25 protein-coding genes and 1 tRNA gene are annotated in these 23,972 nt (G+C 63.5%); 8 read left to right on the forward strand and 18 right to left on the reverse strand.

Annotated features, from left to right (window positions below):
* The first annotated feature begins 101 nt into the window (after positions 1 to 101).
* Genes GR167_RS01375 through GR167_RS01395 form a run of 5 tightly spaced genes read left to right on the forward strand, consistent with a single transcriptional unit; the run spans position 102 to position 4,379 of the window.
* Positions 102 to 884: an ABC transporter ATP-binding protein gene (locus tag GR167_RS01375; RefSeq protein ID WP_160971646.1), complete on the forward strand. Its 783-nt coding sequence runs from the start codon at positions 102 to 104 to the stop codon at positions 882 to 884.
* Positions 881 to 1,705, forward strand: a complete 825-nt coding sequence (locus GR167_RS01380) for an ABC transporter ATP-binding protein (protein ID WP_160971647.1) — start codon at positions 881 to 883, stop codon at positions 1,703 to 1,705. The genes GR167_RS01375 and GR167_RS01380 overlap by 4 nt, the downstream gene beginning before the upstream one ends.
* Positions 1,706 to 1,708: 3 nt before the next feature.
* Positions 1,709 to 2,068, forward strand: coding sequence for a hypothetical protein (locus tag GR167_RS01385; RefSeq protein WP_160971648.1), 360 nt, complete (start codon positions 1,709 to 1,711; stop codon positions 2,066 to 2,068).
* Positions 2,068 to 3,078, forward strand: a complete 1,011-nt coding sequence (locus GR167_RS01390; protein ID WP_160971649.1) for a branched-chain amino acid ABC transporter permease — start codon at positions 2,068 to 2,070, stop codon at positions 3,076 to 3,078. Before GR167_RS01385 ends, GR167_RS01390 begins: the two co-directional genes overlap by 1 nt.
* Positions 3,075 to 4,379, forward strand: a complete 1,305-nt coding sequence (locus tag GR167_RS01395; RefSeq protein ID WP_160971650.1) for a branched-chain amino acid ABC transporter permease — start codon at positions 3,075 to 3,077, stop codon at positions 4,377 to 4,379. Before GR167_RS01390 ends, GR167_RS01395 begins: the two co-directional genes overlap by 4 nt.
* Before the next feature lie 119 nt (positions 4,380 to 4,498).
* Here the strand turns inward: GR167_RS01395 and GR167_RS01400 are convergent, their stop codons facing one another.
* The gene (locus GR167_RS01400; RefSeq protein ID WP_160971651.1) at positions 4,499 to 6,049 is read right to left on the reverse strand and encodes a helicase HerA-like domain-containing protein; all 1,551 of its coding nucleotides are present in this window, start codon (positions 6,047 to 6,049) and stop codon (positions 4,499 to 4,501) included.
* A gap of 424 nt (positions 6,050 to 6,473) precedes the next feature.
* Here GR167_RS01400 and GR167_RS01405 point away from each other — a divergent pair, with 424 nt between their 5' ends.
* A complete protein-coding gene (locus GR167_RS01405; RefSeq protein WP_160971652.1) occupies positions 6,474 to 7,061 on the forward strand; it encodes an invasion associated locus B family protein in 588 nt (195 codons plus the stop codon).
* Between the two features lie 80 nt (positions 7,062 to 7,141).
* Here GR167_RS01405 and GR167_RS01410 read toward each other — a convergent pair whose 3' ends face one another.
* From GR167_RS01410 to GR167_RS01425, 4 genes are read right to left on the reverse strand one after another with little or no spacing between them, the layout of a single operon-like run.
* Positions 7,142 to 8,350 carry a beta-ketoacyl-[acyl-carrier-protein] synthase family protein gene (locus GR167_RS01410; RefSeq protein WP_160971653.1) on the reverse strand — a complete coding sequence of 403 codons (1,209 nt, stop codon included), beginning with the start codon at positions 8,348 to 8,350 and terminating at the stop codon, positions 7,142 to 7,144.
* Positions 8,347 to 8,607 carry an acyl carrier protein gene (locus GR167_RS01415; RefSeq protein ID WP_160971731.1) on the reverse strand — a complete coding sequence of 87 codons (261 nt, stop codon included), beginning with the start codon at positions 8,605 to 8,607 and terminating at the stop codon, positions 8,347 to 8,349. Before GR167_RS01415 ends, GR167_RS01410 begins: the two co-directional genes overlap by 4 nt.
* A gap of 33 nt (positions 8,608 to 8,640) precedes the next feature.
* Positions 8,641 to 9,732, reverse strand: coding sequence for a UDP-3-O-(3-hydroxymyristoyl)glucosamine N-acyltransferase (lpxD, locus tag GR167_RS01420; RefSeq protein WP_160971654.1), 1,092 nt, complete (start codon positions 9,730 to 9,732; stop codon positions 8,641 to 8,643).
* A 33-nt stretch (positions 9,733 to 9,765) separates the two neighbouring features.
* Positions 9,766 to 11,376 (reverse strand): L,D-transpeptidase family protein, encoded by a 1,611-nt coding sequence (locus GR167_RS01425; protein WP_503169877.1) that lies wholly within the window; start codon positions 11,374 to 11,376, stop codon positions 9,766 to 9,768.
* A 350-nt stretch (positions 11,377 to 11,726) separates the two neighbouring features.
* On the opposite strand from GR167_RS01425, the gene mepK reads away from it, so the two are divergent.
* Positions 11,727 to 12,272 (forward strand): peptidoglycan L,D-endopeptidase MepK, encoded by a 546-nt coding sequence (mepK, locus tag GR167_RS01430; RefSeq protein WP_370741225.1) that lies wholly within the window; start codon positions 11,727 to 11,729, stop codon positions 12,270 to 12,272.
* A gap of 94 nt (positions 12,273 to 12,366) precedes the next feature.
* Here the strand turns inward: mepK and GR167_RS01435 are convergent, their stop codons facing one another.
* Positions 12,367 to 13,029, reverse strand: coding sequence for a cytochrome b/b6 domain-containing protein (locus tag GR167_RS01435; protein ID WP_160971656.1), 663 nt, complete (start codon positions 13,027 to 13,029; stop codon positions 12,367 to 12,369).
* A complete protein-coding gene (locus GR167_RS01440) occupies positions 13,022 to 14,674 on the reverse strand; it encodes a tetrathionate reductase family octaheme c-type cytochrome (protein ID WP_160971657.1) in 1,653 nt (550 codons plus the stop codon). Before GR167_RS01440 ends, GR167_RS01435 begins: the two co-directional genes overlap by 8 nt.
* Positions 14,675 to 14,860: 186 nt before the next feature.
* On the opposite strand from GR167_RS01440, the gene GR167_RS01445 reads away from it, so the two are divergent.
* A complete protein-coding gene (locus GR167_RS01445) occupies positions 14,861 to 15,598 on the forward strand; it encodes a glutamine amidotransferase (protein WP_160971658.1) in 738 nt (245 codons plus the stop codon).
* 70 nt (positions 15,599 to 15,668) lie between these two features.
* Here the strand turns inward: GR167_RS01445 and GR167_RS01450 are convergent.
* The 11 genes from GR167_RS01450 to GR167_RS01500 form a co-directional block, all read right to left on the reverse strand.
* Positions 15,669 to 15,745, reverse strand: a tRNA-Arg gene (locus GR167_RS01450).
* A gap of 100 nt (positions 15,746 to 15,845) precedes the next feature.
* Positions 15,846 to 17,066 (reverse strand): cysteine desulfurase, encoded by a 1,221-nt coding sequence (locus tag GR167_RS01455; RefSeq protein WP_160971659.1) that lies wholly within the window; start codon positions 17,064 to 17,066, stop codon positions 15,846 to 15,848.
* A gap of 1 nt (position 17,067) precedes the next feature.
* Positions 17,068 to 17,649, reverse strand: coding sequence for a Yip1 family protein (locus GR167_RS01460; RefSeq protein ID WP_160971660.1), 582 nt, complete (start codon positions 17,647 to 17,649; stop codon positions 17,068 to 17,070).
* Positions 17,636 to 18,133 carry a YIP1 family protein gene (locus tag GR167_RS01465; protein WP_160971661.1) on the reverse strand — a complete coding sequence of 166 codons (498 nt, stop codon included), beginning with the start codon at positions 18,131 to 18,133 and terminating at the stop codon, positions 17,636 to 17,638. The genes GR167_RS01460 and GR167_RS01465 overlap by 14 nt, the downstream gene beginning before the upstream one ends.
* Complete coding sequence (gene sufD, locus GR167_RS01470) at positions 18,133 to 19,416, reverse strand: Fe-S cluster assembly protein SufD (RefSeq protein WP_160971662.1); 1,284 nt, start codon at positions 19,414 to 19,416, stop codon at positions 18,133 to 18,135. Before sufD ends, GR167_RS01465 begins: the two co-directional genes overlap by 1 nt.
* A complete protein-coding gene (gene sufC / locus GR167_RS01475) occupies positions 19,416 to 20,171 on the reverse strand; it encodes a Fe-S cluster assembly ATPase SufC (protein WP_160971663.1) in 756 nt (251 codons plus the stop codon). The genes sufD and sufC overlap by 1 nt, the downstream gene beginning before the upstream one ends.
* Positions 20,172 to 20,206: 35 nt before the next feature.
* Positions 20,207 to 20,806 (reverse strand): hypothetical protein, encoded by a 600-nt coding sequence (locus GR167_RS01480; RefSeq protein WP_370741214.1) that lies wholly within the window; start codon positions 20,804 to 20,806, stop codon positions 20,207 to 20,209.
* Between the two features lie 2 nt (positions 20,807 to 20,808).
* Complete coding sequence (locus tag GR167_RS01485; protein ID WP_160971664.1) at positions 20,809 to 21,123, reverse strand: heavy metal-binding domain-containing protein; 315 nt, start codon at positions 21,121 to 21,123, stop codon at positions 20,809 to 20,811.
* Positions 21,120 to 21,314, reverse strand: coding sequence for a hypothetical protein (locus GR167_RS01490; protein WP_160971665.1), 195 nt, complete (start codon positions 21,312 to 21,314; stop codon positions 21,120 to 21,122). The genes GR167_RS01485 and GR167_RS01490 overlap by 4 nt, the downstream gene beginning before the upstream one ends.
* Positions 21,315 to 21,344: 30 nt before the next feature.
* Positions 21,345 to 22,892: a Fe-S cluster assembly protein SufB gene (gene sufB / locus GR167_RS01495; protein WP_160971734.1), complete on the reverse strand. Its 1,548-nt coding sequence runs from the start codon at positions 22,890 to 22,892 to the stop codon at positions 21,345 to 21,347.
* Positions 22,893 to 22,917: 25 nt separating this feature from the next.
* Positions 22,918 to 23,961 carry a cysteine desulfurase family protein gene (locus GR167_RS01500; RefSeq protein WP_160971666.1) on the reverse strand — a complete coding sequence of 348 codons (1,044 nt, stop codon included), beginning with the start codon at positions 23,959 to 23,961 and terminating at the stop codon, positions 22,918 to 22,920.
* Positions 23,962 to 23,972 lie beyond the last annotated feature (11 nt).

Raw genomic sequence — 23,972 nt, forward strand, 5'->3', positions numbered from 1 at the left:
CGGCCCTGAGAGATTTGAACAGCCCGGCCGCAATTGCCGGGCTGTTCTGGTATAACTGACAACGAAAAAGGCGCAAAATCGCGCCAAGACGGGGGAAGCTGATGATCGTCGTTGAAGACGTCCATAAGCATTTCGGTGGTTTTCACGCCGTGGACGGCGCGTCCCTGACCATCGAACAGGGCTCCATCACCGGGCTGATCGGCCCGAACGGGGCTGGAAAAACCACTCTTTTCAATGTCATCGCCGGCGTTCTCCCACCGACCTCCGGTCGCGTGACGATGGATGGCGAAGACATCACCGGTCTGCCGCCGCATGACCTGTTCCACAAGGGATTGCTGCGCACCTTCCAGATCGCGCATGAATTTTCCTCGATGACCTGCCGGGAAAACCTGATGATGGTGCCAGGCACGCAATCGGGCGAAACCCTTTGGAACACCTGGTTCGGGCGCAAGCGGATCGCCGACGAGGAACGCGCGCTGCGCGCCAAGGCCGACGAGGTTCTGGAATTCCTCACCATCGAACACATCGCCGACCTGAAGGCGGGCGAGGTATCGGGCGGCCAGAAGAAGCTGCTGGAACTGGGCCGCACCATGATGGTCGACGCCAAGATCGTGTTCCTCGACGAGGTCGGCGCGGGCGTGAACCGCACCCTGCTTTATACCATCGCCGACGCGATCAAGCAGCTGAACCAGGAACGTGGCTACACCTTCGTGGTGATCGAACACGACATGGATTTCATCGAAAAGCTGTGCAACCCGGTGATCTGCATGGCCGAGGGCAAGGTCCTGGCCGAGGGCACCCTGGCCGAGATCAAGGCCAACGAACAGGTGATCGAGGCCTATCTGGGCACCGGCCTGAAGAACAAGGACAAGGTGGGCGCATGACCAGCAACCCCTATCAGGACGATCGCGGCAACAAGGACCGCACGATCACCAACCCGAGCGGCAGCACGATGACCGCGGCCACCGGCACCGACCATGAAATGAACACCGGGCACGCCTTCCTGATCGGCGACAGCATGACCGGCGGCTATGGCAAGACCGGGCCGGACATCCTGCATGATTGCACCATCGCGGTGAACCGCGGCGAAATCGCCGTCATCGTCGGCCCCAACGGCGCCGGCAAGTCGACCGCGATGAAGGCGACCTTCGGCATGCTGCATCTGCGCGAGGGCTCGGTCCGGCTGGGCGGAGAAGACATCACCGACCTGACCCCGCAGGCGCGGGTGGCGAAGGGCATGGGCTTCGTGCCGCAGACCAGCAACATCTTCACCTCGATGACGGTCGAGGAAAACCTGGAAATGGGCGCCTTCATCCGCACCGACGATTTCCGCGATACCATGGCGCAGGTCTATGACCTGTTCCCGATCCTGAAGGAAAAGCGCAACCAGGCGGCGGGCGAATTGTCCGGCGGCCAGCGCCAGCAGGTGGCGGTCGGCCGGGCGCTGATGACCCAGCCCAAGGTGCTGCTGCTCGATGAACCCACCGCAGGCGTCAGCCCGATCGTGATGGACGAATTGTTCGACCGCATCATCGAGGTCGCCCGCACCGGCATCTCCATCCTGATGGTGGAACAGAACGCCCGGCAAGCGCTTGAAATCGCGGACAAAGGTTACGTTCTCGTACAAGGCGCCAACGCCCATACCGGCACCGGCAAGGAATTGCTGGCCGACCCGGAAGTGCGGCAGAGTTTCCTGGGGGGCTGAGCGATGAATACTCTAGCATTCAAATCGACCCTGCTGGCTGCCGCGCTGACCTGCGGGGCCTCCGTCGCCGCCGCGGGCACCCTGCGCTGCCTTGCGCAGGAGCAATGCCGCGGCGATGCCGAGGCGATGTGCGCGCCCTCTTCCCTCGAAATCGAGGTGAGGAAACAAAACGGCTACAACCGGCTGTGGATCGACAAGCAAGGCCCCTATTCGGCCGATTACAGCCTTGAAGGCAGCGACAAGCGTTGGCGCGTCGAAGCCTTCGGCGGACAGCACCGGCTGGACCTGAAGGCGGACGGACAGTTCGTCTATCTGGGCAACCGGGGCAAAAGATATTCCGGACAGTGTGAGGGGCAGGTCTGATGGATTTCCTGAACGCCATTGTGGCGCTTTCCAACTTCGTTCTGATCCCCGCCATCGCCTATGGCAGCCAGCTGGCTCTGGGCGCGCTCGGGGTGACCTTGATCTACGGCATCCTGCGGTTTTCCAACTTCGCCCATGGCGACACCATGGCGTTTGGCACAATGGTGGTGGTGCTGTTCACCTGGTGGTTCCAGTCGATGGGCATCACGTTCGGGCCGCTGCCCACCGCATTGCTGGCGCTGCCCTTCGGCATCATCGCCTGCGCGCTTCTGATCGTGGGCACCGACAGGGTCGTGTATAGGTTCTACCGCGAACAGAAGGCCAAGCCGATGATCCTGGTGATCGCGTCGATGGGCGTGATGTTCATCATGAACGGGCTTGTCCGCTTCATCATCGGCCCCAACGATCAGCGCTTCGCCGACGGCGAACGATTCATCATCTCGGCGCGCGATTTCAAAGAGATGACGGGATTGCGCGAAGGGCTGGCGATCAAGACCACCCAGGGCATCACCGTGGTGGTGGCCGTGATCGCGGTGGCGCTGCTGTTCTGGTTCCTCAACCGCACCCGCACCGGAAAATCGATGCGCGCCTATTCGGATAACGAAGACCTGGCGCTGCTGTCGGGCATCAACCCCGAACGGGTGGTGCTGTACACCTGGCTGATCGTGGCGGCGCTGGCCACCGTGGCGGGCACGCTGTACGGGCTCGACAAGACCTTCAAGCCGTTCACCTATTTCCAGCTGCTGCTGCCCATCTTCGCATCGGCAATCGTCGGCGGCCTCGGCAGCCCGCTGGGCGCCATCGCGGGCGGTTTCGTGATCGCCTTTTCCGAGGTCACCATCACCTATGCCTGGAAGAAGGTGCTGGGCTATCTGTTGCCCGACAGCCTGGCCCCGGACGGGTTGGTGCAGCTTCTGTCCACGGATTATAAATTCGCCGTCAGCTTCGCGATCCTGGTGATCGTGCTCCTGTTCAAGCCGACCGGCCTTTTCAAGGGGAAAGCGGTATGAACGACATGATGAAGAAAACCGGCCTGTTCGCCATCGTCGGGCTGATGATCGTGCTGACCGGGTTCATGCAAAGCTGGAACACCGCCCTGCAGATCCTCAACATGGGTCTGATCAGCGCTATCATGGCCTTGGGCGTGAACCTGCAATGGGGCTTTGCCGGGCTGTTCAACGTCGGCATCATGGGCTTTGTCGCGCTTGGCGGGCTGGCCACGGTTCTGGTGTCCACCGATCCGATCCCCGAAGCCTGGAGCGCCGGCGGCTTCCGCATCCTGCTGGCGCTGGTTCTGGGGGCGGCGACCGTGGTCGCGGCCGTGCTGGCCCATACCCGCATGGCGCCGGGCAAGGCGCGCGCGTTGGCGGTTCTGGCGATCCTGATCGCGGGCTTCTTCCTTTATCGCGGGGTCTTCGACCCGGCGGTCGGCGCGGTCGAGGCGATCAATTCCGCCTCCGCGGGCAATATCGGCGGGCTTGGCCTGCCGGTGCTGCTGGCCTGGCCGGTGGGCGGGCTGCTGGCTGCGGGCGGCGCCTGGGTGATCGGCAAGACGGCCCTCGGCCTGCGCTCCGATTACCTGGCCATCGCCACGATGGGCATCGCCGAGATCATCATCGCTGTGATGAAGAACGAAGACTGGCTGGCGCGCGGCGTGAAGAACGTGATCGGCCTGCCCCGCCCGGTGCCCTACGAGGTCGACCTGCAGGCCAGCCCGGCCTTCGTCGAGCGCGCCGCCGGCCTCGGGCTCGACGCCACCACCGCCTCGACGCTGTGGGTGAAGCTGCTTTACGCGGCGCTGTTCACCGTGGTGCTGCTGATCCTGCTGTGGATGGTGCAGCGGGCGCTGCATTCGCCCTGGGGCCGGATGATGCGCGCGATCCGCGACAACGAAGCCGCGGCCGAGGCGATGGGCAAGGATGTCACCCGCCGCCACCTGCAGGTCTTCATCCTCGGCTCCGCCATCTGCGGCATCGCCGGGGCGATGATGACCACGCTGGACGGGCAGCTGACGCCGGGCACCTACCAGCCGCTGCGCTTCACCTTCCTGATCTGGGTGATGGTGATCGTCGGCGGTTCGGGCAACAATATCGGCTCCGTGCTGGGCGGGTTCCTGATCTGGTTCCTCTGGGTCCAGGTGGAACCGCTGGGCCAGTGGTTGATGCAGCTGATCACCTTTGGCATGGCCGAGGACAGCGCACTGAAGGCGCATCTGCTGGACAGCACCGCGCATATGCGGCTGCTGACGATGGGGCTGGTGCTGCTTCTGGTGCTCAGGTTCAGCCCACGCGGCCTGATCCCGGAGAAATGAAAAAGGGCCCTTCGGGGCCCTTTCTGCTTCTTCTGTTCAAAAATATCCCGGGGGAGTCGTCTGAAAATCGCTTCGATTTTCAGGCGGCGGGGGCAGCGCCCCCTGCCCGCCCTCCGGTCTCACTTGCCCTTGAACAGCCCGCCCAGGATGCCGCGCACGATGCGCCGCCCGGTGGTGCCGCGCAATTCCTTGACCAGCGCCTTGCCAAGTGCCTCGCCCACCGTGTCGCCGCGCGTATTGCTGCGGGATGAGCGCGACGACGACCGCTTCACACGGCTGCCGGAATAGCGCCGCGCGGCCTTGAATTCGCGCTCCATCTCCTCGGCCTCTTCCTCGGCGCGTTCGGCCGCTTCGGCCTCCTTCGCGGCGTCCTGGGCGCGCTTGGTCAGGATTTCATAGGCCGAATGGCGGTCCTGCAGCACCTCGTATTTCCCGGCCACGGGCGAGGCGTCGATCAGCCGCCTGCGCGCGGCCGCATCGATCGGGCCAAGATGCGACGAGGGCGGTCGCACCAGCGTGCGTTCGACCACGCCGGGCACGCCCTTCTTGGCCAGGAACGACGTCACCGCCTCGCCGACGCCGACCTCGCGGATCGCTTCCTCGGTGTCGAAACGGGGATTGTCGCGATAGGTCTCCGCCGCCAGCCGCAATTCCTTGCGGTCGCGCGCGGTGAAAGCGCGCAGCGCGTGCTGCACCCGGTTGCCGAGCTGGCCGAGGATATCCTCGGGCACGTCGGCCGGGTTCTGGGTGATGAAATACACCCCCACGCCCTTGGACCGGATCAGCCGGGCCACCTGTTCCACCTTGTCGACCAGCGCCTTGGGCGCGTCGTCGAACAGCAGATGCGCCTCGTCGAAGAAGAAGACCAGCTTGGGCTTGTCGGGATCGCCCACCTCGGGCAGGTCCTCGAACAGTTCCGATAGCAGCCACAACAGGAAGGTCGCGTACAGCCGCGGCGATCCCATCAGCTTGTCGGCGGCCAGGATGTTGATCCGGCCGCGGCCGTCCAGGTCGGTGCGCATCAGGTCGGCCAGTTCCAGCGCCGGCTCGCCGAACAGCTTCGCGCCGCCCTGGTTTTCCAGCACCAGCAGCCGGCGCTGGATCGCGCCCACCGACTGGACCGAGATATTGCCGTAGCGCAGGCTCAGCTCGGCACGGTTTTCGCCGACCCAGACCAGCAGCGCCTGCAGGTCCTTCAGGTCCAGCAAAGGCAGCCCCTGTTCGTCGGCCAGCCGGAAGGCGATGTTCAGGATGCCTTCCTGCGCCTCGCTCAGCTCCAGCAGGCGCGAAATCAGCAGCGGGCCCATTTCGGCCACCGTGGTGCGCACCGGGTGGCCCTGTTCGCCGAACAGGTCCCAGAAGGTGACCGGGAAGGATTGGTAGCTGTAATCGTCGAAGCCGATCTTGCCGGCGCGGTCCATGAAGGCGTCATGCAGCTTGAATTCGGGCGATCCGGCAGCGGCCAGCCCCGACAGGTCTCCCTTGACGTCCGACAGGAAGACCGGAACGCCCATGGCGGAAAACCCTTCGGCCATGATTTGCAGCGTCACGGTCTTTCCGGTGCCCGTCGCCCCGGCGATCAGCCCGTGGCGATTTGCATATTTCAGCTTCAGCCCCTGTTTTTCCCCGTAATTTTCGCCGCCACCGCCGATAAAGATACTGTCCTGCACCAGAATGCCTCTTGTTTAATCACTTCCATCTGTCCCTAAAATACATTGTTAACCCCTTCGTGTCACAGTGAAAAAATTCACCATAGCCGGTGTCGGGGCGGTGAATTCCTCCTCCCTGTCGTACTGGCCGCCCCGTGTTTCGGGGCGGCGCCTCTTTTTGTAACCTTTCTCGGCAAAGCCTGTTGACGGATTGTTACAAACGTCCTAGCGTCTCGTTAATGACTAAGTCGGCCAGTCCGACGGGGAGATAAAAAACATCGGAAAAGGGACCCGTTCGCGGTCCCTTTTCTTATTTTGCCCCGACTGTCGTGCCTTGGCGGGAATTTGCCATTTCCTGTCACTGCGGTATGTTTTCCCGCCTGACACTCCGCGACGGTCATGTTAGAGCCATGACATCGCAAACCGAGCAACAGATGGGGATAACATGCCCAAATTTCTGAACATTCTTCCGGTCGTCGCGGCACTGAGCCTGGCCGGGGCCGCCTTCGCGCAGGACGCCGAACAGCAACCGGCAGCGGAGCCAGCAACTCCGGGCCTGAGCATGGGCGAACAGGCGCAGGTCGAACCCTATATCCGCGAAAGCTCGGGCGACTGGCAGCTGGAATGCCTGCGCACCGGCACCGATGACGAACCCTGCCAGCTGCTGCAGGAAATGAAGGGCGAAGACGGCGGCATGCTGGCCACCATCCGCCTGTTCAAGCTGGAAGCCGGCGGCGAGGCCGAAGCCGGCGCGGTGATCGCGGTGCCGCTGGAAACCCTGCTGACGGCGCAGCTGACCCTGGCGGTCGACGGCCAGCAGGCAAAACGCTACCCGTTCTCGGTCTGCGACCGTCTGGGCTGCTATGCCCGCATCGGTCTGCGCGCCGAAGAAATCGCCGAATTCAAGCGCGGCTCCAAGGCGACGATTTCGATCGTGCCCTTCGTTGCGCCCAATCAGCAAGTTGTCGTCGACATGTCGCTGAAGGGCTTCACCGCCGCCTATGACAAGGTGGCCCCGAACCCGGGGCAGTAAGCCGACAGGTTCCGGAAATGCGAAAGGCCGCCCCGAAGGGCGGCCTTTTCTTTTACTGCACGGCATCTGCGGCCTCGCGATCAGACCTTTTTCAGCGCCATCACCGCGTTCAGCCCGCCAAAGGCGAAGGCGTTGGACAGGGCGTAATCGACCGAGGCCTCGCGCGCCTCGTTCGGGACCACGTCCAGCGCGCATTCGGGATCGAATTCCTCGTACCCGATGGTGGGTGCGATCACCCCGTCGCGCAGCGCCATGATGCAGGCCAGCATTTCGACTGCGCCGGTGGCGCCGATCAGGTGGCCATGCATCGCCTTGGTCGACGAAATCATCAGCTTGTCGGCATGCGGCCCGAACACATCGGCCACCGCCGCGCATTCGGTTTTGTCATTGGCCGCCGTGCCGGTGCCGTGGGCGTTGATGTAGCCGACTTGATCGGCGTTGATCCTTGCATCCTGCAACGCACCGGAAATCGCTCGCGCGGCGCCCTGTTTCGACGGCATCACGATGTCGGAGGCGTCCGAGGACATGGCATAGCCCACCACTTCGCACAGGATTTCCGCCCCGCGCGCCTTGGCGTGTTCGTATTCCTCGAAGACGAAGACGCCCGCGCCTTCGCCCTGCACCATGCCGTTGCGGTTGGCGCTGAACGGGCGGCAGGCTTCCTTCGACATCACCCGCAGACCTTCCCAGGCCTTCACGCCGCCGAAGCACAGCATCGATTCCGACCCGCCGGTGACCATCGCCTTGGACATGCCCGAGCGCACGATCTGGAACGCCTGCGCCATCGCGTGGTTCGACGACGCACAGGCGGTCGACACGGTGAAGGACGGGCCCTTCAGGTTGTATTTCATGCTCAGGTGGCTGGCCGCAGCGTTGTTCATCAGCTTGGGCACGACGAAGGGGTGAACCCGGTTCTTTCCCTCTTCGTAGACGGCGCGGTAATTGTCGTCCCAGGTCGACACGCCGCCGCCCGCCGTGCCCAGCACGACACCGGCCTTTGCGGCCAGTTCACCGGTGAATTCCAGCCCGGCCTGCGCCATCGCTTCCTCGGCCGCGACCAGGGTGAACTGGGTGAAGCGGTCGTAAAGCGTCATCTGCTGGCGGTTGAATCGGCCGTCGGCCTCGAAGTCTTTGACCTGGCCGCCGATTTTGATCGCCAGCCGGTCGACATCGCGGAATTCCAGATCCCCGATGCCGCAGCGGCCTTCCTTCATGGCATCCAGCGTTTCCGCCACCGAATGCCCAAGCGCGTTGATCGTCCCTGCGCCGGTTATGACGACGCGGTTCATGCGGCTTGCTCGGACACCAGTTTTTCAATCCCGCCGATGATGGCGGCAACCGAGGAGATGTCGAAATCGCTCTGCTCGGGTTCGTTGGCGTTGAACGGCACGGTGATGTCGAAGGCTTCCTCGATGGCGAAGATGCTTTCCACCAAGCCCAGGCTGTCGATGCCCAGGTCTTCCAGCGTGCTCTCCATCGTGACGTCCGATGGCTCCAGAACCGCTTGTTCTGCAATGATTTCGATCACTTTGTCCTTGATGCTCATGATCCCGGCCTTCTCCTCGTGATTGAGGGTCATTTAGTCGGTCTTTGCCGACTTGGAAACAGCTTTCTGCAACGCCGCCACGTCCCTGAACAGGCGCGGCAGGCGGCGCAACCCTTTGTAGACCTCGATATGGGTCTCCATCTTCATTGCCGGGTAACCCAGCATGACGCGCCCGGCCGGCACATTGGCCAGAACCTTGGTCGCGCCCCCGGTGATCGCGTGATCGCCAATGAACAGGTTATCACTGACACCGGTCTGGCCGCCTAACACGACATTATGACCGATACGTGACGAACCGGCGATGCCGACCTGGGCGCAGATCAAACAGTCGTTGCCGATTTCCACGTTGTGGCCGATCTGGGCGAGGTTATCGAATTTCACCCCGTTGCCGATGCGGGTATCGCGCACGGTGCCGCGGTCGATGCAGCTGTTGGCGCCCAGTTCGACATCGTCGCCGATGCTGACGCTGCCCAGCGAATGGATGCGGGCATAGCTTTGCGACGCCAGGTCACCCTGATCGCCCAGGCTGTCGCGGACCCGTTCGATGGTGGATTCCTCGGGCGTGACGAAGGAAAACCCGTCGCCGCCCACCACTGCGCCGGGCTGGGCGATGAAGCGTGCGCCGATGGTCACCCGGGCGCCAATCTTGACCCCTTCGCGCAGATAGGCGCCTTCGCCCAGCACTGCATCGTTGCCGATGAAACATTGCGGCCCGATCACCGATCCGGCGCCGATCCGGGCGCCCGCGCCGATCACCGTCAGCGGGCCGATGGAAACGTCATCGCCAAGCTGCGCCGAAGGATCGATCACGGCCGAGGGGTGAATACCCGGCGCAAACCCCTGCCCCGGGTCCATCATCGCCGACAGCCCCGCCATGGCGAAACGCGGCCGCGGCGCGGTGATCGCCGCCTCAAGCCCCAATGCCTGCCAATCGGCCCCGGCCCAAAGCATCGCCGCGCGCGCCTGCCCCTTGGACAGGCCGGCAGCGAAATCGGGCTTCATCGCCAGCGCCAGGTCACTGGCCTGTGCCATCGCCGGTTCGGCCACGCCGGACACGATCAGATCGGTATTGCCGAACGCCTCGGCCCCCAAAGCGGCCGCGATTTCCTTGATGCTGTGGCTCATGCGATTGTCCCCGGTGATCTTCCGGGGACAGACTTAGCCGCGAACCGCGTCCAAGGCCACCCCTGCCTGTTCCAGCGCGTTCCAGATCTTGCCGTCACGGCCGTAAACGTCGCGGCGGTAATGCGCCTTGCCCTTGGCCGGAACGGTGGCGGTGCGATAGATGATGTGCACCGGGATGTTCTGCACCAGGTCGATCTTGGTCTCGCGCCCGGTCTTCAGCACGTCGTGGAAGGTCCCTTCGGGATCGTCGGTCTGCCGCGCCAGCAGCGCATAGGCGAATTCGAACGGTTTCTGCAGCCGGATGCAGCCGTGGCTGTAGGCGCGGGTTTCGCGCGAAAACAGGCTCTTGGCCGGGGTGTCGTGCAGATAAACGTTCTGCGGGTTGGGGAACATGAATTTCACCAGCCCCAGGGCGTTGCGGTTCGACGGCGGCTGCTTGATGTCGAAGGGGAAGTTGCCCTTGTCGAACTGGGTGAAATCGACCTCGCCGCGATTGACCAGTTGGCCGCGCGCATCTGTCAGCCGCAGGTGGCTGACCGCGTTCGGGTCCTTCTGCAGCATCGGCAGGTATTCCTTGACCGCGATCGACCGGGGCACGTTCCAGGTCGGGTTGACGATCATATGTTCCATCGTGTCGGAAAATTCCGGGCTGCGGCGATCATGCTGGTTCATGCCGACCACCGAGCGGGTTTCGAACGTAACCTTGCCGTCGTCGATGATCTTGGCGGTGAAATCGGTCAGGTTGACCAGAACGTGGCGCGCGCCGCGATCCTGCGGCAGCCAGCGTTCGCGTTCCATCGCGACCATCACCGAATGCAGCCGCTGTTCCACCGGCACGTTGATTTCCGACAGGGTCGAATCCCCGGCCACGCCATCGGTCGACAGCCCGTGATCGGCCTGGAACATCTGCACCGCGGATTCGATCTGCTTGTCATAGACCATCGTGGCGCTGCGCCCCAGATAGCCCATCCGCATCAGCCGGTTGCGCAGCTTGACCACCGAAGCTCCCCGGTCGCCGGGTTCGAGTTTCTTGCCGGGCACGGTTTCGCCCCAGCCGCCATGGGCCATCAGCCCCTGCAGCCGCAGCATTTCCTTCCGCAGGCGGATATATTCATGCGATTGCGGCGGCAGTTTCTGCATCACCTTGGCCGGATCGCCATTGATCAGGTCGGCCATGTTTTCCGCCCGGTCGCGGTATTTGACCGTGCGCACCATGCCTTCGTCGATATTGGACGGCTTCAGGATGCCCGACTGCACGTCGCGGGCATAGCGCAGGTAAGCCTTGGACAGCGCCACGTCGAGCATGCCGCGATCGCGCGGGGTCTTCGCCGCGCGCATCTGCGCGATCAGCCCGTCGGCGTCGTAACGCGCCACCGGCAGCCCGTGGGTCGCCGCGCCCTGCAGTGCCGAAATCAGCGCCTGGCGCCGTTGCCGGAATTCTTCGCCCTCGCCGGTCCAGACCGCGCCGAAACCGTTTTCGCGGTAAAATCGCGCCAGTTCACGATCATCGGAGGCATATTCGGCAACCGCCTGACCGAAGGCCGGCATCTGCGCCTGCACCGGCTGCGGCGCAACCGAGGACAGCACACAGGCGGTCAGGCAAGCCGCTGCGAAACGGGAAAAAGAAGAACGGGTCAAAGGCAGCACGGGAACGTCCCTTCGGTAATCAGCTGGTTTCTATATAACGACCATATCTCGCGAAATTTGCCCACTCTGTCCATTCACATTTGCTCCAACTGCGGCATCTCGACCGCGCTGGTGCAGTTGTGCAGCGGTTTGGCCGCCCCCCGATCACATTTTAGCACTTATCAGCAAAAAATCGCCGAATCCTCTTGAAATGCGCATTTCGCGCCAAAACGGCGCTTGGTGGAATGTTTCTTGTATGTAATAAAAAGCCTGCATCTGGGGATGAGATGGCAGGTTCCGCGTAACATCGCGGACAACAGGACAGCGACAGGACGGGCGCTACTATGACTATAAACAGCTCTTTGAGCTTGACGCGGCGTGGGCTGCTGGGCGCTTTTGCGGCCACCACGATCGCCGCGGCACCGACGTTTTCCAACGCAGCGGGCTTTCTTCGAGGCTCCGGCGATATCCGCCGGATCAAGATGTATTCCGGCCGGACCGGCGAAAAGCTGGACATGATCTACTGGATCGAGGGCGAATATATTCCCGACGCGTTGAAGGAAATCACCCACTTCATGCGCGACTGGCGCACCAACACCACCAAGCAGATCGACGCGCGCACCATCGATATCATGGCCGCGTCGCATAACCTGCTGGATGTGACCGAACCCTACATGCTGCTGTCGGGCTATCGCAGCCCGCAGACCAACGCCATGCTGCGGTCGAAATCGCGCGGCGTTGCCAAGAATTCGCTGCACATGCAGGGCCAGGCCGCCGACCTGCGGCTGGCGTCGCGGTCGGTCAGCCAGATGGCGCGCGCCGCCGCGGCCTGTTCGGCAGGCGGGGTCGGCCGCTATTCGCGGTCGAATTTCGTGCACATGGATTGCGGCCCGATCCGCACCTGGGGCGCGTAAGCAAACAGACGAAACCCATTCATCCCCGAATAAAAAAACCCGTCCGATCCGGACGGGTTTTTTCTTTGTCGAGTGGTGGCGGGGCGCGCCCCACTCAGCATTCCGGCTTCAGCCGCCCCGGCTCGTTGGTTTCCAGATACGCCTCTTGCTCCGGCGTCAGGTCGATATCGTCATAGCCGGTGATCATCGGCTTCACATGCTGGCGGAACCCGTGGCCCACGGTCAGCAGATAGACGTGAACGATGATGAAGACGACGATCACATAGGCGGTCAGCAAGTGCAGGTTGGACACCACCCACAGCGCCTGCGCGCCCTCTGCCCCGGTGCCCCAGAAATTATAGCTGAGATAGGCCAGGCCGGTGATCCAGATCACCGGGAAGATCACCCATTTCAGGAAGAAATAGGTCGCCGCCTGCAGCGGGTTGTGCTTGCGCCAGAAGATTTTCTTGTACGGGTGCTCTTCGCCCTTGAAGACGCCGTAAGCATAGAAACGCGCGACCTGGAACATCCCTTCGGTGGTCGGAATGAACTGCCGCCAGGTTCCGGTGGTGAACAGCCAGAAGGCGGCGAACACCCACAGCGCCATCAGCGCAAACGCGATGATCGTGTGCAGCATCACCGCCGGCCCGAAGGGGATCAACGAATGAACCCCGTTCAGCCCCATCCCGGTGAACAGCAGCGCCATGATCAGCGTCATCTGCGACCAGTGCCAGAACCGTTCGAACCTGGGATAGACCTTGACGCAGCGCTTAGTCATGCTTGTGCCCTCCTTTACCCTTGCCGGAAATCACCCTCAGCGCCGCGTGGAACAGAACGCCCGCGATCGCCGCCAGCACCATCAACCGCCCCAGCAGCCCGACGATGCCGGTGCTGTCGGTGCCGGGCAGATAGACCCCGGTCAGACCGGCCATGCGGCCGTTCTTGCTATGGCATTCCTCGCATTGCACCGCGTCGGCGGCGGGCGCGACCATGTGGGTGGTCGGCCAGTACATATAGGTGTCGACGAAATCGAACTTGCCGGAATATTCGGCGCCTGCCGCCTTCATCCCCGCGTCGATCGCCTTGGCCCAGTCGAAATTGGTCCAGAAGGCGGTGTCGGTCGTGGGGCCCCAGACATGGGTATAGACCAGGTGGTTCAGCTCGGTGTCATAGGCTTGGCGCCCCACCATCCGCTTGAACGGCCAGATCCGCGACACGCCGTCATCGGGATCGCCCTTGATCGGGTTGACCTCGACCGGCTTGCTGGGATCGATGACGCGGTCGGCGGTGGTGTATTCCACCTGGCCGTCGAACCAGGCGTAATAGGGCACCACGTCCTCTTCCCATTCGAAATCGCCCTTGGTCGACAGGTAGGTGTGCAGTTCCTTGCCGTCCGACTGGGTGAAGTTATGTTCCGCGATCGGCTTGCCTTCGGGGCTCAGCCGGCCGGCGGTGGACCAGTCCCAGAAGGTTTTGGTGGCCACGCCGCCGCGGGCGAATTCGGGAATGTGGCAGGTCTGACAGGCCAGCTTGTCGGTGTGGTCGTTCAGCTTCATGCCCTTGATATTGGCCGGGTGCGGGTCGGTGCCGTGACAGCTTTGGCAGGTCGACACGGTGCGGGCCGATCCCGGCTTGCCGGTGCCCACCATGTCCGAGGCATGGGTGGCATAGCGCGACCCGTCCCACTGGTGCTGATCGCTGACGTGGCAGGTCGAACAGGTGAAGTTCTCGCCCTCGGGCGACATGTGCACATCGACCGATTTCGCCGGGCTGTAGAGCGCCGAGGACAGATCGCCGTGTTTCACGTTATCGCCGCCGCCGCCGTAGAAGTGGCAGTTGCCGCAGTTGTCGCGCCCCGGCATCCCCACCGATTGCGCCGCCTTGGCCAAGTCCACCGGCCAGGCATCGGCGCCGGTGATGGTCTTCATGCCTTGCGGCACCGGGGCCAGCGGCGGATTCCCCGCCAGGGTGGCGGATTTGGTGTATTGGCCGGACCGGTCGTGACAGACCAGGCAATCGACCGCATTGGATTGCTGCGGCGGCGGTTGCGACATGTCTTCCCAGCCGTAACCGGCATGGCACGAGGTGCAGCGCGGCTCGTTCCCCGCGACCGAGCCGCAGAAGGAGTTGATCACGTTCGACTTGCCCAGCTGCTGGCCGGTTTCGGGATGGGTGAAATCCCATTGGAAATGGATCGAATGCATCACCTGGTCGCTGGCCTCGGTATGGCAGGACAGGCAGGCTTCGGTCACTTCGGGGCCGGATTGGAAATCCTTCTGCAGGATTTCGAACTTGGAATGGTCTGCCGTGCTGCCCGAGCCGGGGATTTGCGGCGCCGCCGTATCCTGCGCCCAGGCGCCGGTGATCCCGGCCAGTCCCAGCAGGACGGCCGCCACCGATCCGGTGAACAGGTTGTAACGCATGGCTCGGCCCCCCTGGCTGGACGTAACTCATTGCAGTCAGCATGGAAATTTGCGGCTACGTCGTTGATCCAGATCAAACATGTACCACAGCTATGGATTTTAGCGGCGGCCCCGCCGGGTTTGCGCAATGATTGATCCACGTCCCGCAACGCGCTACCCAAAAAGCGACCTGCAAGGACGTGAACCATGACCAAACCCTTCCTGATCCTGCAACTGCGCCCCGAGGCGCAAGCCGCCGACGACGAATATGACGCCTTCCTGCGCAAGGGCGGCATCGCGGCGGGGCAAACCCATCGGATCAGGCTCGATCAGCAAAGCCTGCCCGATCTCGGCCTTGCCGATTACGCCGGGGTGATCGTCGGCGGCGGGCCGGGCTGCGTGTCCGACCCGGCAGAAACCAAGGACCCGGTCGAGGCGCGGATCGAGGACCAGATATTGTCGCTGATGCCGCGCATCACCGAAGGCGACATCCCGTTCCTGGGCTGTTGCTATGGCATCGGCATCCTGGGCCATCACCTCGGCGCCAAAGTCAGCAAGGACCGTTTCGGCGAACCGGTCAGTGCGGTCACCTGCAACCTGACCGGCGCGGGCGCGGCCGATCCCCTGCTGGCCGGTGTCGCGGACGGGTTCGGCGCCTTTGTCGGCCACAAGGAAGCCCTGCAGCACCTGCCCGACGGGGCGGTGCATCTGCTCAGCTCCGGCCCCTGCCCGTTCCAGATGATCCGTTACAAATCAAACGTCTACGCCACGCAGTTCCACCCCGAGGCCGACAGTTCGGTGTTCGAGTTGCGCATCCGGCTGTACAGGAACAAGGGCTATTTCCACCCCGACGAGGCAGACGACCTGATCGCCATGTGCCGCGCCGCCGATGTGCATCAGCCGGAAATCATCCTGCGCAATTTCGTGACGCGCTACGGCGGTTGAACCGCTGCCCGCCCATGCGAACATTAGAAATCCGGTGTCAGCGCGCCCGGTTTAAATTTCTGGTGAAAAGTGGCGCACCCATCAGGATTCGAACCTGAGGCCTCTGCCTTCGGAGGGCAGCGCTCTATCCAGCTGAGCTATGGGTGCCTGGCGCTCTGATTAGCGCAAGCGATTTCCGGGTGCAATCGGTAACCCGCCCCGGAACGGTAAAAAAATCCGGGCGGGACAGCCCGCCCGGACCGGCCTGTCAGCCGAACAGCTCGTGCGCCAGTTCCAGCGCCTCGACCAGCGTGTCGATTTCAGCCTTGGTGTTGTAGAGCCCGAACGACGCCCGGCAGGTCGCCGACACGCCCAGGTGATCCATCAAGGGCCCGGCGCAGTGATGGCCTGCGCGCACCGCGACGCCCTTCTTGTCGAGGATCGTCGAAATGTCATGGGCATGGGCCGCGCCGTTCATGGTGAAGGAAAAGATCGCCGCCTTGTGCGAAGCATTGCCCTGCACGTTGAGCCAGTTCAGCCCGGTCAGACGCTCGGTCGCATAGGCGCACAGACCGGCCTCATGCGCGGCGATGTTTTCCATCCCGAGATCCATCATGTAGTCGAGCGCCACGCCCATGCCGATGGTCTGCACGATGCCCGGGGTGCCGGCCTCGAATTTCATCGGCGGATCGGCATAGCTCACCGCGTCCTTGCTGACTTCGCGGATCATGTCGCCACCGCCGAGGAACGGACGCATTTCCGCCATCCGTTCCTTGCGCACATAGATCGCGCCGGACCCGGAGGGGCCATAAAGCTTGTGCCCGGTGATCGCGTAGAAATCGCAGCCGATCTCCTTCACGTTGACCGGCATGTGCACGGCGCCCTGCGATCCGTCGACCAGCACCGGCACGCCCTTTTCGCGCGCCGCGTCGCAGATCGCTTTGACGTCGACCACGGTGCCCAACACGTTGGAACACTGTGTGATGGCGATCAGCTTGGTCTTGGGGGTGATCGCGTCGATCACCTTCTGCGGGTCCAGCGCGCCGGTGGCGTCCACATCGACCCATTTCAGCACCACGCCTTGGCGTTCGCGCAGGAAATGCCAGGGCACGATATTGGCGTGGTGTTCCATCACCGACAGGATGATTTCGTCGCCAGCCTGCATCCGCGGCATCGCCCAGCTGTAGGCGACCATGTTGATGCCTTCGGTGGTGCCGGAATTGAACACGATCTCGTCTTCGTCCGGCGCGCCGAGGAAACGCGCGACCTTGCCGCGCACCGCCTCGTATTTGTCGGTGGCGAGGTTCGACAGGTAATGCAGCCCGCGGTGGACGTTGGCGTATTCGTGGGAATAGGCCTGGGTGATCGCGTCGATCACCACCTGCGGTTTCTGCGCCGAGGCGCCGTTGTCGAGATAGGTCAGCGGCTTGCCGTTCACCTCGCGCGCGAGGATCGGGAAATCGGCGCGGATTTTTTCAACGTCATACATCTCAGGACATCCCAACGGATGAGGCTCCGATCAGGAGCAGGAAGAAGGAAAGGCCGATCGCGATGCCCAGCATCGACGCGACCAGCACCATGATCGCCTTGAAGATCGACCCGAAGCGCTGCGCTTCGTCGATGAAGGCAACGGTGATCCAGATGCCCCACAGCCCGGCAACCAACGCCAGGATATCGCTGAGCATCGGCACCGCGAAGAACAGCAGGAACACCACCGCCTGCACCAGCAGCCGCAGCCCCTGCAGCCAGACGACCAGTGCCAGCATATCGGAAAGCTGCGCCTTGCCGCCCATCATCTGGCCGATCCAGGTCAGGATGAAAGTGCCGATGACGATACCGCCGCCCAGGATCATCGCGAACATCCAGGGCGAGGCGAAGGCGGCGGGCACCATGTCGGGCACCACCATCAGCGGCAGGGTCACCCCGTTGAGGATCGCGTTCAGCACCACGATCAGCGCCAGCGCGGTCCACAGCAGGGACGTGTCCAGCCGCAGTTCAAGAATCTGCCGCGCGGCGCTGCGCGGGTCGCGCAGCGTGTCGATCGCCAGTTGCTTCGGATCAGGCAGGTTCATCGTCGGTCCCCCATTCGATGCAGATCAGCGCCCTGATCCAGAACCAGGCGAACAGCATCAGCCACAGGATGCCGACCCCGTCCAGCGCCGGACCGCCGCCGATGAATCCGGCCACCAGCCCGTGCAGCAGCAGCACCGGCGACGAGGCCAGCAACGCCCAGAACAGCGACAGCCGCGCGCCATACCCGGTGCCCTTGCCGCCGAAGAGCCGCGCGCCGATATGGGCGATGAAGGCCATCACGTAAAGCAGCAGCGGCATGATGAAGAGCCACGCCAGCAGCGTGCCGCCCAGCAGCATGTCCAGCTCTTCCCCGGTCATGTAGGCCTGCCGCGCCAGCCGCGGCCATTGCGCGATGAAGACCATGACGCAACCGATCATCAGGATGACCAGCGCCCGGTCTTCACGCGGGCCGCGCGCGACCATCCGGGCCACGACGCGGCCCGGACCTTTGTAGGTTTCGATGATATCGCGGGTGACCGACATCAGCCGCGCCGGCGCTGCAGCCAGCCCTGCAGCCGGCCGACGATTTCGTCGCGCAGTCCCTCGTCCTCGATCTCATCGACCGCTTCGGCGAGGAAGGCCTGCACCAGCAGGTCGGTGGCCTGGTCTTCGGGCACACCGCGCGAGCGCAGGTAGAACAACGCGGTTTCGTCGATCGCGCCGCTGGTCGACCCGTGCGAACAGGCCACGTCGTCGGCGTAAATCTCCAGCTCCGGCTTGGCCAGGAACTGGCTGTCGTCGTCCAGCAGCAGCGACTGGCTGATCTGGTAGCCGTCGGTTTTCTGCGCGCCTTCCTTGACCAGGATCTTGCCCTGGAACACGCCGGTCGCACCGTTGCGCAGCACCTTCTTGAACACCTGGCGGCTTTCGCAATTCACCGCGTCATGGGTGATGAAGACGGTGTCGTCGTGGTGGAAATCGCCGTCACCCATGCAGGCGCCTGCCACATGCGCCACCGCGTCGTCACCGGTCAGTTCGATCACGCATTCGTTGCGCGTCATCACCCCGTTGGCGGTCAGCGTGAAGGATTTGAACAGGCTTTCCGCGCCAAGACGGGCAAAGATATGCGTGGCCGCGCGGCGTTCGTGGTCGCGCCCCTGGGTGCGAATGTGGTGGAAGCGCGCCTTGTCGGCGACCTCGACCTCCAGCACCTTGTTGAAGCGTGCTGCGGCGGGGCCGTTTTCCAGCAGGGTCAGCTCGGCGCCCTCTTCCAGCTTCACCACGTGGTGCAGAATGGCGTCCGAGGTTTCCGAACGGTGGAAATAGGTCAGGTTCACCGGCTTCGACACGGTGCCGGTCACCCGGATCAGCACGCCATCGGTGGCGAAGGCGCTGTTCAGCGCCGCCAACGGACGTTCCACCGGGTCCTGCCCGTTGGTTTCCAGCACGCCGTAGAGGTCCTTGGCCCAATGGATATCGGCCGCCACATCGGCAAGGCGCGAAATCTCGATGCCTTCGCCGGTCAGGTCGTCGCTGGCCGCCGCATCGAAGACGCCGTCGACGAACACGATCTGCAGCCGGTCGACTTCGCCGAAAACGCAAGCCTCCTCGGTCTCGAACAGCGCCGCCTTGGTCACCTCGGGGGCGACCAGGGTGTCGGGCCGGGTGTATTTCCAGTATTCGTCACCCCGCCCGGGCAGACCCATCGCGCGCAGACGCGCCAGCGCGCCCTCGCGCGCCTCGGTCAGCCATGCGGGACCGGCGGGCAGGCACAATCCTGCAAGCCGCGCCTCGGTCGCGTCCAGCTTGGTTTGCGTCAACGCCATTACGCCACCTCCGCCAGGATGTCGGCATAGCCGTTCTTTTCGACTTCCAGCGCCAGCTCGGGGCCGCCGGTCTTGACGATCCGGCCGTCGGCCATGATGTGCACGACGTCGGGGGTGATGTGATCCAGCAGGCGCTGGTAGTGGGTGATCACCAGGAAGGACCGGCCTTCGCTGCGCAGCGCGTTGACGCCTTCGGCAACCAGTTTCATCGCGTCCACGTCGAGCCCGGAATCGGTTTCGTCGAGGATGCACATCTTCGGTTCCAGCATCGCCATCTGCAGGATTTCGTTGCGCTTCTTCTCGCCGCCCGAGAAGCCCACGTTCACCGGGCGTTTCAGCATGTCGGCGTCGATCTTCAGGTCTTTCGCCTTGGCGCGCACCACCTTGAGGAATTCGGTCGAGGACATTTCCTCCTCGCCGCGCGCCTTGCGCTGCGCGTTCACCGCGGTGCGCAGGAAGGTCATGTTGCCGACGCCGGGGATTTCCACCGGGTACTGGAACGCCAGGAACAGGCCCGCAGCGGCGCGTTCTTCGGGTTCCATGTCGAGGATGTCTTCGCCATCCATGATCGCTTCGCCGCCGGTGACCTCATAGCCGTCCTTGCCCGACAGGACATAGGACAGGGTCGATTTGCCCGACCCGTTCGGCCCCATGATCGCGTGGACCTTGCCGGTTTCCACGGTCAGGTTCAGCCCCTTGAGGATCTGCTTGTCCTCGTCTTCCAGTTTGACCTGCAGGTTCTTGATTTCCAGCATCTCGTCTTTCCTTTTCCTGTTCGCGTGGCGGCCGGTCAGGGCCGCATCATGAGTTGAACCACCCTGAGCAGCTTGTCGCGCGGCACAGGGGTTGGTGTGATGTCGAAACGGGCCATCCGGCCGATCATCTCGTCCGGCTTGCCCAGAAAATCCTCGATCACGTGCAACCGTTTGCGGTCGCCGTAATCGTCGAAGTAAAGCGTCACCGGACGGGTGATCCGGTACGCGGTCGCCAAGGCGCAGCCGACCCGGAACCGGCCATCGACCAGCACCACGTCGGGATGGCTGAAGCCCGGCTTGTCCCAAACTGCCAGCGGGTAGCGCGGGAATTGCTTCCATTCGCTGTCATCGACCGGGTGGCCCCATTCCTTGGTCGGGCCGATATCGGCATGGACGATATGCACCTCGCCAAGCGGCGGATTGGCGGCGAAGTAATCGCGCATCATCTGCGCCCAGTCCGGATCGCTTTCCACCGACCAGACCAACTTGCCCAGCTCGGCGGCCATCACGGTGGACCCGCCGCTGCCATATTCCAGGATGCACTGCGCCCCGGCATAGGCTTTGCTCAGCGCAATCGCCTCTGCCTCGGGCAGCGTCAGCTCGGGACGGCTGGGGATATCGGGGCGTTTATCCACGCTTATTCCACCACCACGGCTGTGCCAGATGCCGCGACCATCAGCATCGACTGCCCCACCACTTCGTAATCCAGATCGACGCCGACGATCGCGTTGGCGCCAAGCGCCGCCGCGCGCTGTTCCATTTCGCGCAGGGCGGTGTCGCGTCCGTCCTGCAGCTTGCTTTCATAGGCGCCCGAACGACCGCCGATGATATCGGTGATCCCGGCAAACATGTCGCGCACCACGTTAGCGCCCATGATCGCTTCGCCCACGACGATCCCCTTGTAGGAGGTGATCTTGCGGCCCTCGATGGAATTGGTGGTGGTCACGATCATGCCGGGTACTCCTCGGGAAGATGGGGTTGAGAATACGCGCTGAACACCGCCGGTCCGGTCTTGGCCTTGTCCAAGGCTGCGCGGGCGGCGTCCTTGGGTTCGGAACCCCAGACCTCGGCAATGCGGATCGGGCGGATGGGGGCAAGCCCCTCCGCCAGATAGCTCAGCAATGTCTTGGCCAGATGCGCCATGTGTCCCCCGGTGTCCCCAGCGGGCGGGCCTTAGCCCACCGACCCTTCCAGAGAAATCGCAACCAGCTGCTGCGCTTCCATCGCGAATTCCATCGGCAGCGCCTGCAGCACGTCCTTGCAGAACCCGTTGACGACCAGCGCCACGGCCTCTTCCTCGTCCATACCGCGCTGGCGGCAGTAGAACAGCTGCTCGTCATCCACTTTCGACGTGGTCGCCTCGTGTTCCACCCGCGAGGAATTGTTCTTCACCTCGATATAGGGAACCGTGTGGGCGCCGCATTTATCGCCGATCAGCAGGCTGTCGCACTGGGTGTAGTTGCGCGAACTCTTCGCCTTCGGGTGCATCGACACCAGCCCGCGATAGGTGTTCTGCGCGCGGCCCGCGCTGATGCCTTTCGACACGATGCGCGACTTGGTGTTCTTGCCCAGGTGCACCATCTTGGTGCCGGTATCGGCCTGCTGCATGTTGTTGGCGATGGCGATGGAATAGAATTCGCCTTGGCTGTCGTCGCCGCGCAGGATGCAGGACGGGTATTTCCAGGTCACGGCCGACCCGGTTTCCACCTGGGTCCACATCACCTTGGCCCGGTCGCCACGGCAATCGGCGCGCTTGGTGACGAAGTTGTAGATACCGCCCCGGCCTTCCTCGTCGCCCGGATACCAGTTCTGCACGGTCGAGTATTTCACCTCGGCGTCTTCCTCGACGATGATCTCCACCACGGCGGCGTGCAGCTGCGCGGTGTCGCGCTGCGGCGCGGTGCAGCCTTCCAGGTAGGACACGTAGGAGCCCTTGTCGGCGATGATCAGCGTGCGTTCGAACTGTCCGGTGTTTTCCGCGTTGATGCGGAAATAGGTCGACAGTTCCATCGGGCAGCGAACGCCCGGCGGCACGTAAACGAACGACCCGTCCGAGAAGACGGCGCTGTTCAGCGTGGCATAGAAATTGTCCGACTGCGGCACGACGCTGCCGAGGTACTTCTTCACCAGCTCGGGATGTTCCTTGATCGCCTCGGAAATCGAGCAGAAGATCACGCCCGCCTTTTCCAGTTCCGCCTTGAAGGTCGTGCCGACGGAGACGGAATCGAACACCGCGTCCACCGCGACCTTGCGTTCGCCGTCTTGCCCGTCGAACGGGTTGTCGGCGGCATTCTCGACGCCCGCCAGGATCATCTGTTCCTTCAGCGGGATGCCCAGTTTCTCATAGGTGGCCAGCAGCTTGGGATCGACCTCGTCCAGCGACTTGGGCTTTTCCTCCATCGATTTCGGGCGCGCGTAATAATACTGGTCCTGGAAATCGATTTCCGGGTAGTTGACCATCGCCCATTTGGGCTCTTCCATCTGCTGCCAGCGGGCAAAGGCCTGCAGCCGCCATTCGGTCATCCATTCCGGTTCGCCGTTCTTGTCCGAAATCAGCTTCACGATATCGGGGTTCACGCCCTTGGGCGCGTATTCCATCTCGATCTCGGTTTCCCAGCCGTATTTGTATTTGCCGCCGACCTCGCGAACGGCATCGACCGTTTCCTGATCGACGCCTTCCTTCACCTTGTCTGCCCCGGTGGGGTTTTCCACAACAGTCATCATCTTCTCCAATTCGCGTCTCGGTTCACGCCGCGCGGGCGTGGAATTTCTTCTGCTTCGCCAGCCAGGTGTCGGCAAAGCGCATCACGTCGTCCTCTGTCGTTTCCAGCCCCAGCGATACCCGGATCGCGCTGGCGGCCACGTCTTCGCCATATCCCATGGCGGTCAATACCTTGCTGGCGCGCACCTTGCCCGACGAACAGGCCGATCCGGCGCTGATCGCGAACCCGGCCAGGTCCATCTGCATCACCTGCGTTTCGCCCTTCCAGCCCGGCGTGGCGAAACAGCTGGTGTTGGGAAGACGTTTCGAACCGCGCCCGATGAACACCGTCTCCGGCGCTTCCGCCGAAATCGCCGCTTCCATCTTGTCGCGCAGCTCCGCCACCCGCGCCCATTTGCCATCCGACAGATCGCGCGCCGCCGCTTCCGCCGCCGCGCCAAACCCTGCGATGCCGATCACGTTCTCGGTGCCCGCGCGCCGGCCCATTTCCTGCCCGCCGCCTTTCAGCTGCGCCGCCACATCGGTGCCGCGCCGGATCACCAGGGCGCCGACGCCCTTCGGCCCGCCCAGCTTATGCGCCGAAATCAGCGCCGCCGTGGCCCCCGACCAGTTGAAGGCCAGCGGCAGCTTGCCGAAACCCTGCGTCATGTCGCTGAGCGCCAAACCCTCGGGCAGATCCTGCAACACGCCGGTTTCCGAATTGGCCAGCTGCAATACCGCACTCCCCGGATCGGCGACCGTCACCCGCCCCGCCGCATCCACCGGCAGGTCCGGTTTAACCCAGGACGCAACTGCATCATGTTCGACCCAGGCGCCATGAAAGCCGCGCCCGGCGCAGAACAACGCCGCCGCCTCGGTCGCGGAGGAGGTAAAGACCACATCGGCCCCCTCGGCCCCCAATGCCGCAGCCACCTGGCCGCGTGCCTTCTCAACCACCGCCTTCGCCGCGCGCCCCTCGGCATGGACCGAGGACGGATTGCCGAACACGTCCATCGCCGCGATCATCGCCTCGCGCGCCTCGGCCCGCAGCGGCGTGGTGGCGTTATGATCCAGGTAAACCCGCCCCATCACGCCCCCGG

Origin of the sequence: Thalassovita mangrovi, from assembly GCF_009857745.1 — a bacterium.
Lineage (GTDB): Bacteria > Pseudomonadota > Alphaproteobacteria > Rhodobacterales > Rhodobacteraceae > Thalassobius > Thalassobius mangrovi.

Excerpts from the sequence above, each read along its gene's own strand:
- GR167_RS01375 (WP_160971646.1), top strand. The coding sequence starts at position 102 with ATGATCGTCGTTGAAGACGTCCATAAGCATTTCGGTGGTTTTCACGCC.
- GR167_RS01380 (WP_160971647.1), top strand. The coding sequence starts at position 881 with ATGACCAGCAACCCCTATCAGGACGATCGCGGCAACAAGGACCGCACG.
- GR167_RS01385 (WP_160971648.1), top strand. The coding sequence starts at position 1,709 with ATGAATACTCTAGCATTCAAATCGACCCTGCTGGCTGCCGCGCTGACC.
- GR167_RS01390 (WP_160971649.1), top strand. The coding sequence starts at position 2,068 with ATGGATTTCCTGAACGCCATTGTGGCGCTTTCCAACTTCGTTCTGATC.
- GR167_RS01395 (WP_160971650.1), top strand. The coding sequence starts at position 3,075 with ATGAACGACATGATGAAGAAAACCGGCCTGTTCGCCATCGTCGGGCTG.
- GR167_RS01405 (WP_160971652.1), top strand. The coding sequence starts at position 6,474 with ATGCCCAAATTTCTGAACATTCTTCCGGTCGTCGCGGCACTGAGCCTG.
- GR167_RS01410 (WP_160971653.1), bottom strand. The coding sequence starts at position 8,350 with ATGAACCGCGTCGTCATAACCGGCGCAGGGACGATCAACGCGCTTGGG.
- GR167_RS01415 (WP_160971731.1), bottom strand. The coding sequence starts at position 8,607 with ATGAGCATCAAGGACAAAGTGATCGAAATCATTGCAGAACAAGCGGTT.
- lpxD (WP_160971654.1), bottom strand. The coding sequence starts at position 9,732 with ATGAGCCACAGCATCAAGGAAATCGCGGCCGCTTTGGGGGCCGAGGCG.
- GR167_RS01435 (WP_160971656.1), bottom strand. The coding sequence starts at position 13,029 with ATGACTAAGCGCTGCGTCAAGGTCTATCCCAGGTTCGAACGGTTCTGG.
- GR167_RS01440 (WP_160971657.1), bottom strand. The coding sequence starts at position 14,674 with ATGCGTTACAACCTGTTCACCGGATCGGTGGCGGCCGTCCTGCTGGGA.
- GR167_RS01445 (WP_160971658.1), top strand. The coding sequence starts at position 14,861 with ATGACCAAACCCTTCCTGATCCTGCAACTGCGCCCCGAGGCGCAAGCC.
- GR167_RS01455 (WP_160971659.1), bottom strand. The coding sequence starts at position 17,066 with ATGTATGACGTTGAAAAAATCCGCGCCGATTTCCCGATCCTCGCGCGC.
- GR167_RS01460 (WP_160971660.1), bottom strand. The coding sequence starts at position 17,649 with ATGAACCTGCCTGATCCGAAGCAACTGGCGATCGACACGCTGCGCGAC.
- GR167_RS01465 (WP_160971661.1), bottom strand. The coding sequence starts at position 18,133 with ATGTCGGTCACCCGCGATATCATCGAAACCTACAAAGGTCCGGGCCGC.
- sufD (WP_160971662.1), bottom strand. The coding sequence starts at position 19,416 with ATGGCGTTGACGCAAACCAAGCTGGACGCGACCGAGGCGCGGCTTGCA.
- sufC (WP_160971663.1), bottom strand. The coding sequence starts at position 20,171 with ATGCTGGAAATCAAGAACCTGCAGGTCAAACTGGAAGACGAGGACAAG.
- GR167_RS01485 (WP_160971664.1), bottom strand. The coding sequence starts at position 21,123 with ATGATCGTGACCACCACCAATTCCATCGAGGGCCGCAAGATCACCTCC.
- GR167_RS01490 (WP_160971665.1), bottom strand. The coding sequence starts at position 21,314 with ATGGCGCATCTGGCCAAGACATTGCTGAGCTATCTGGCGGAGGGGCTT.
- sufB (WP_160971734.1), bottom strand. The coding sequence starts at position 22,892 with ATGACTGTTGTGGAAAACCCCACCGGGGCAGACAAGGTGAAGGAAGGC.
- GR167_RS01500 (WP_160971666.1), bottom strand. The coding sequence starts at position 23,961 with ATGGGGCGGGTTTACCTGGATCATAACGCCACCACGCCGCTGCGGGCC.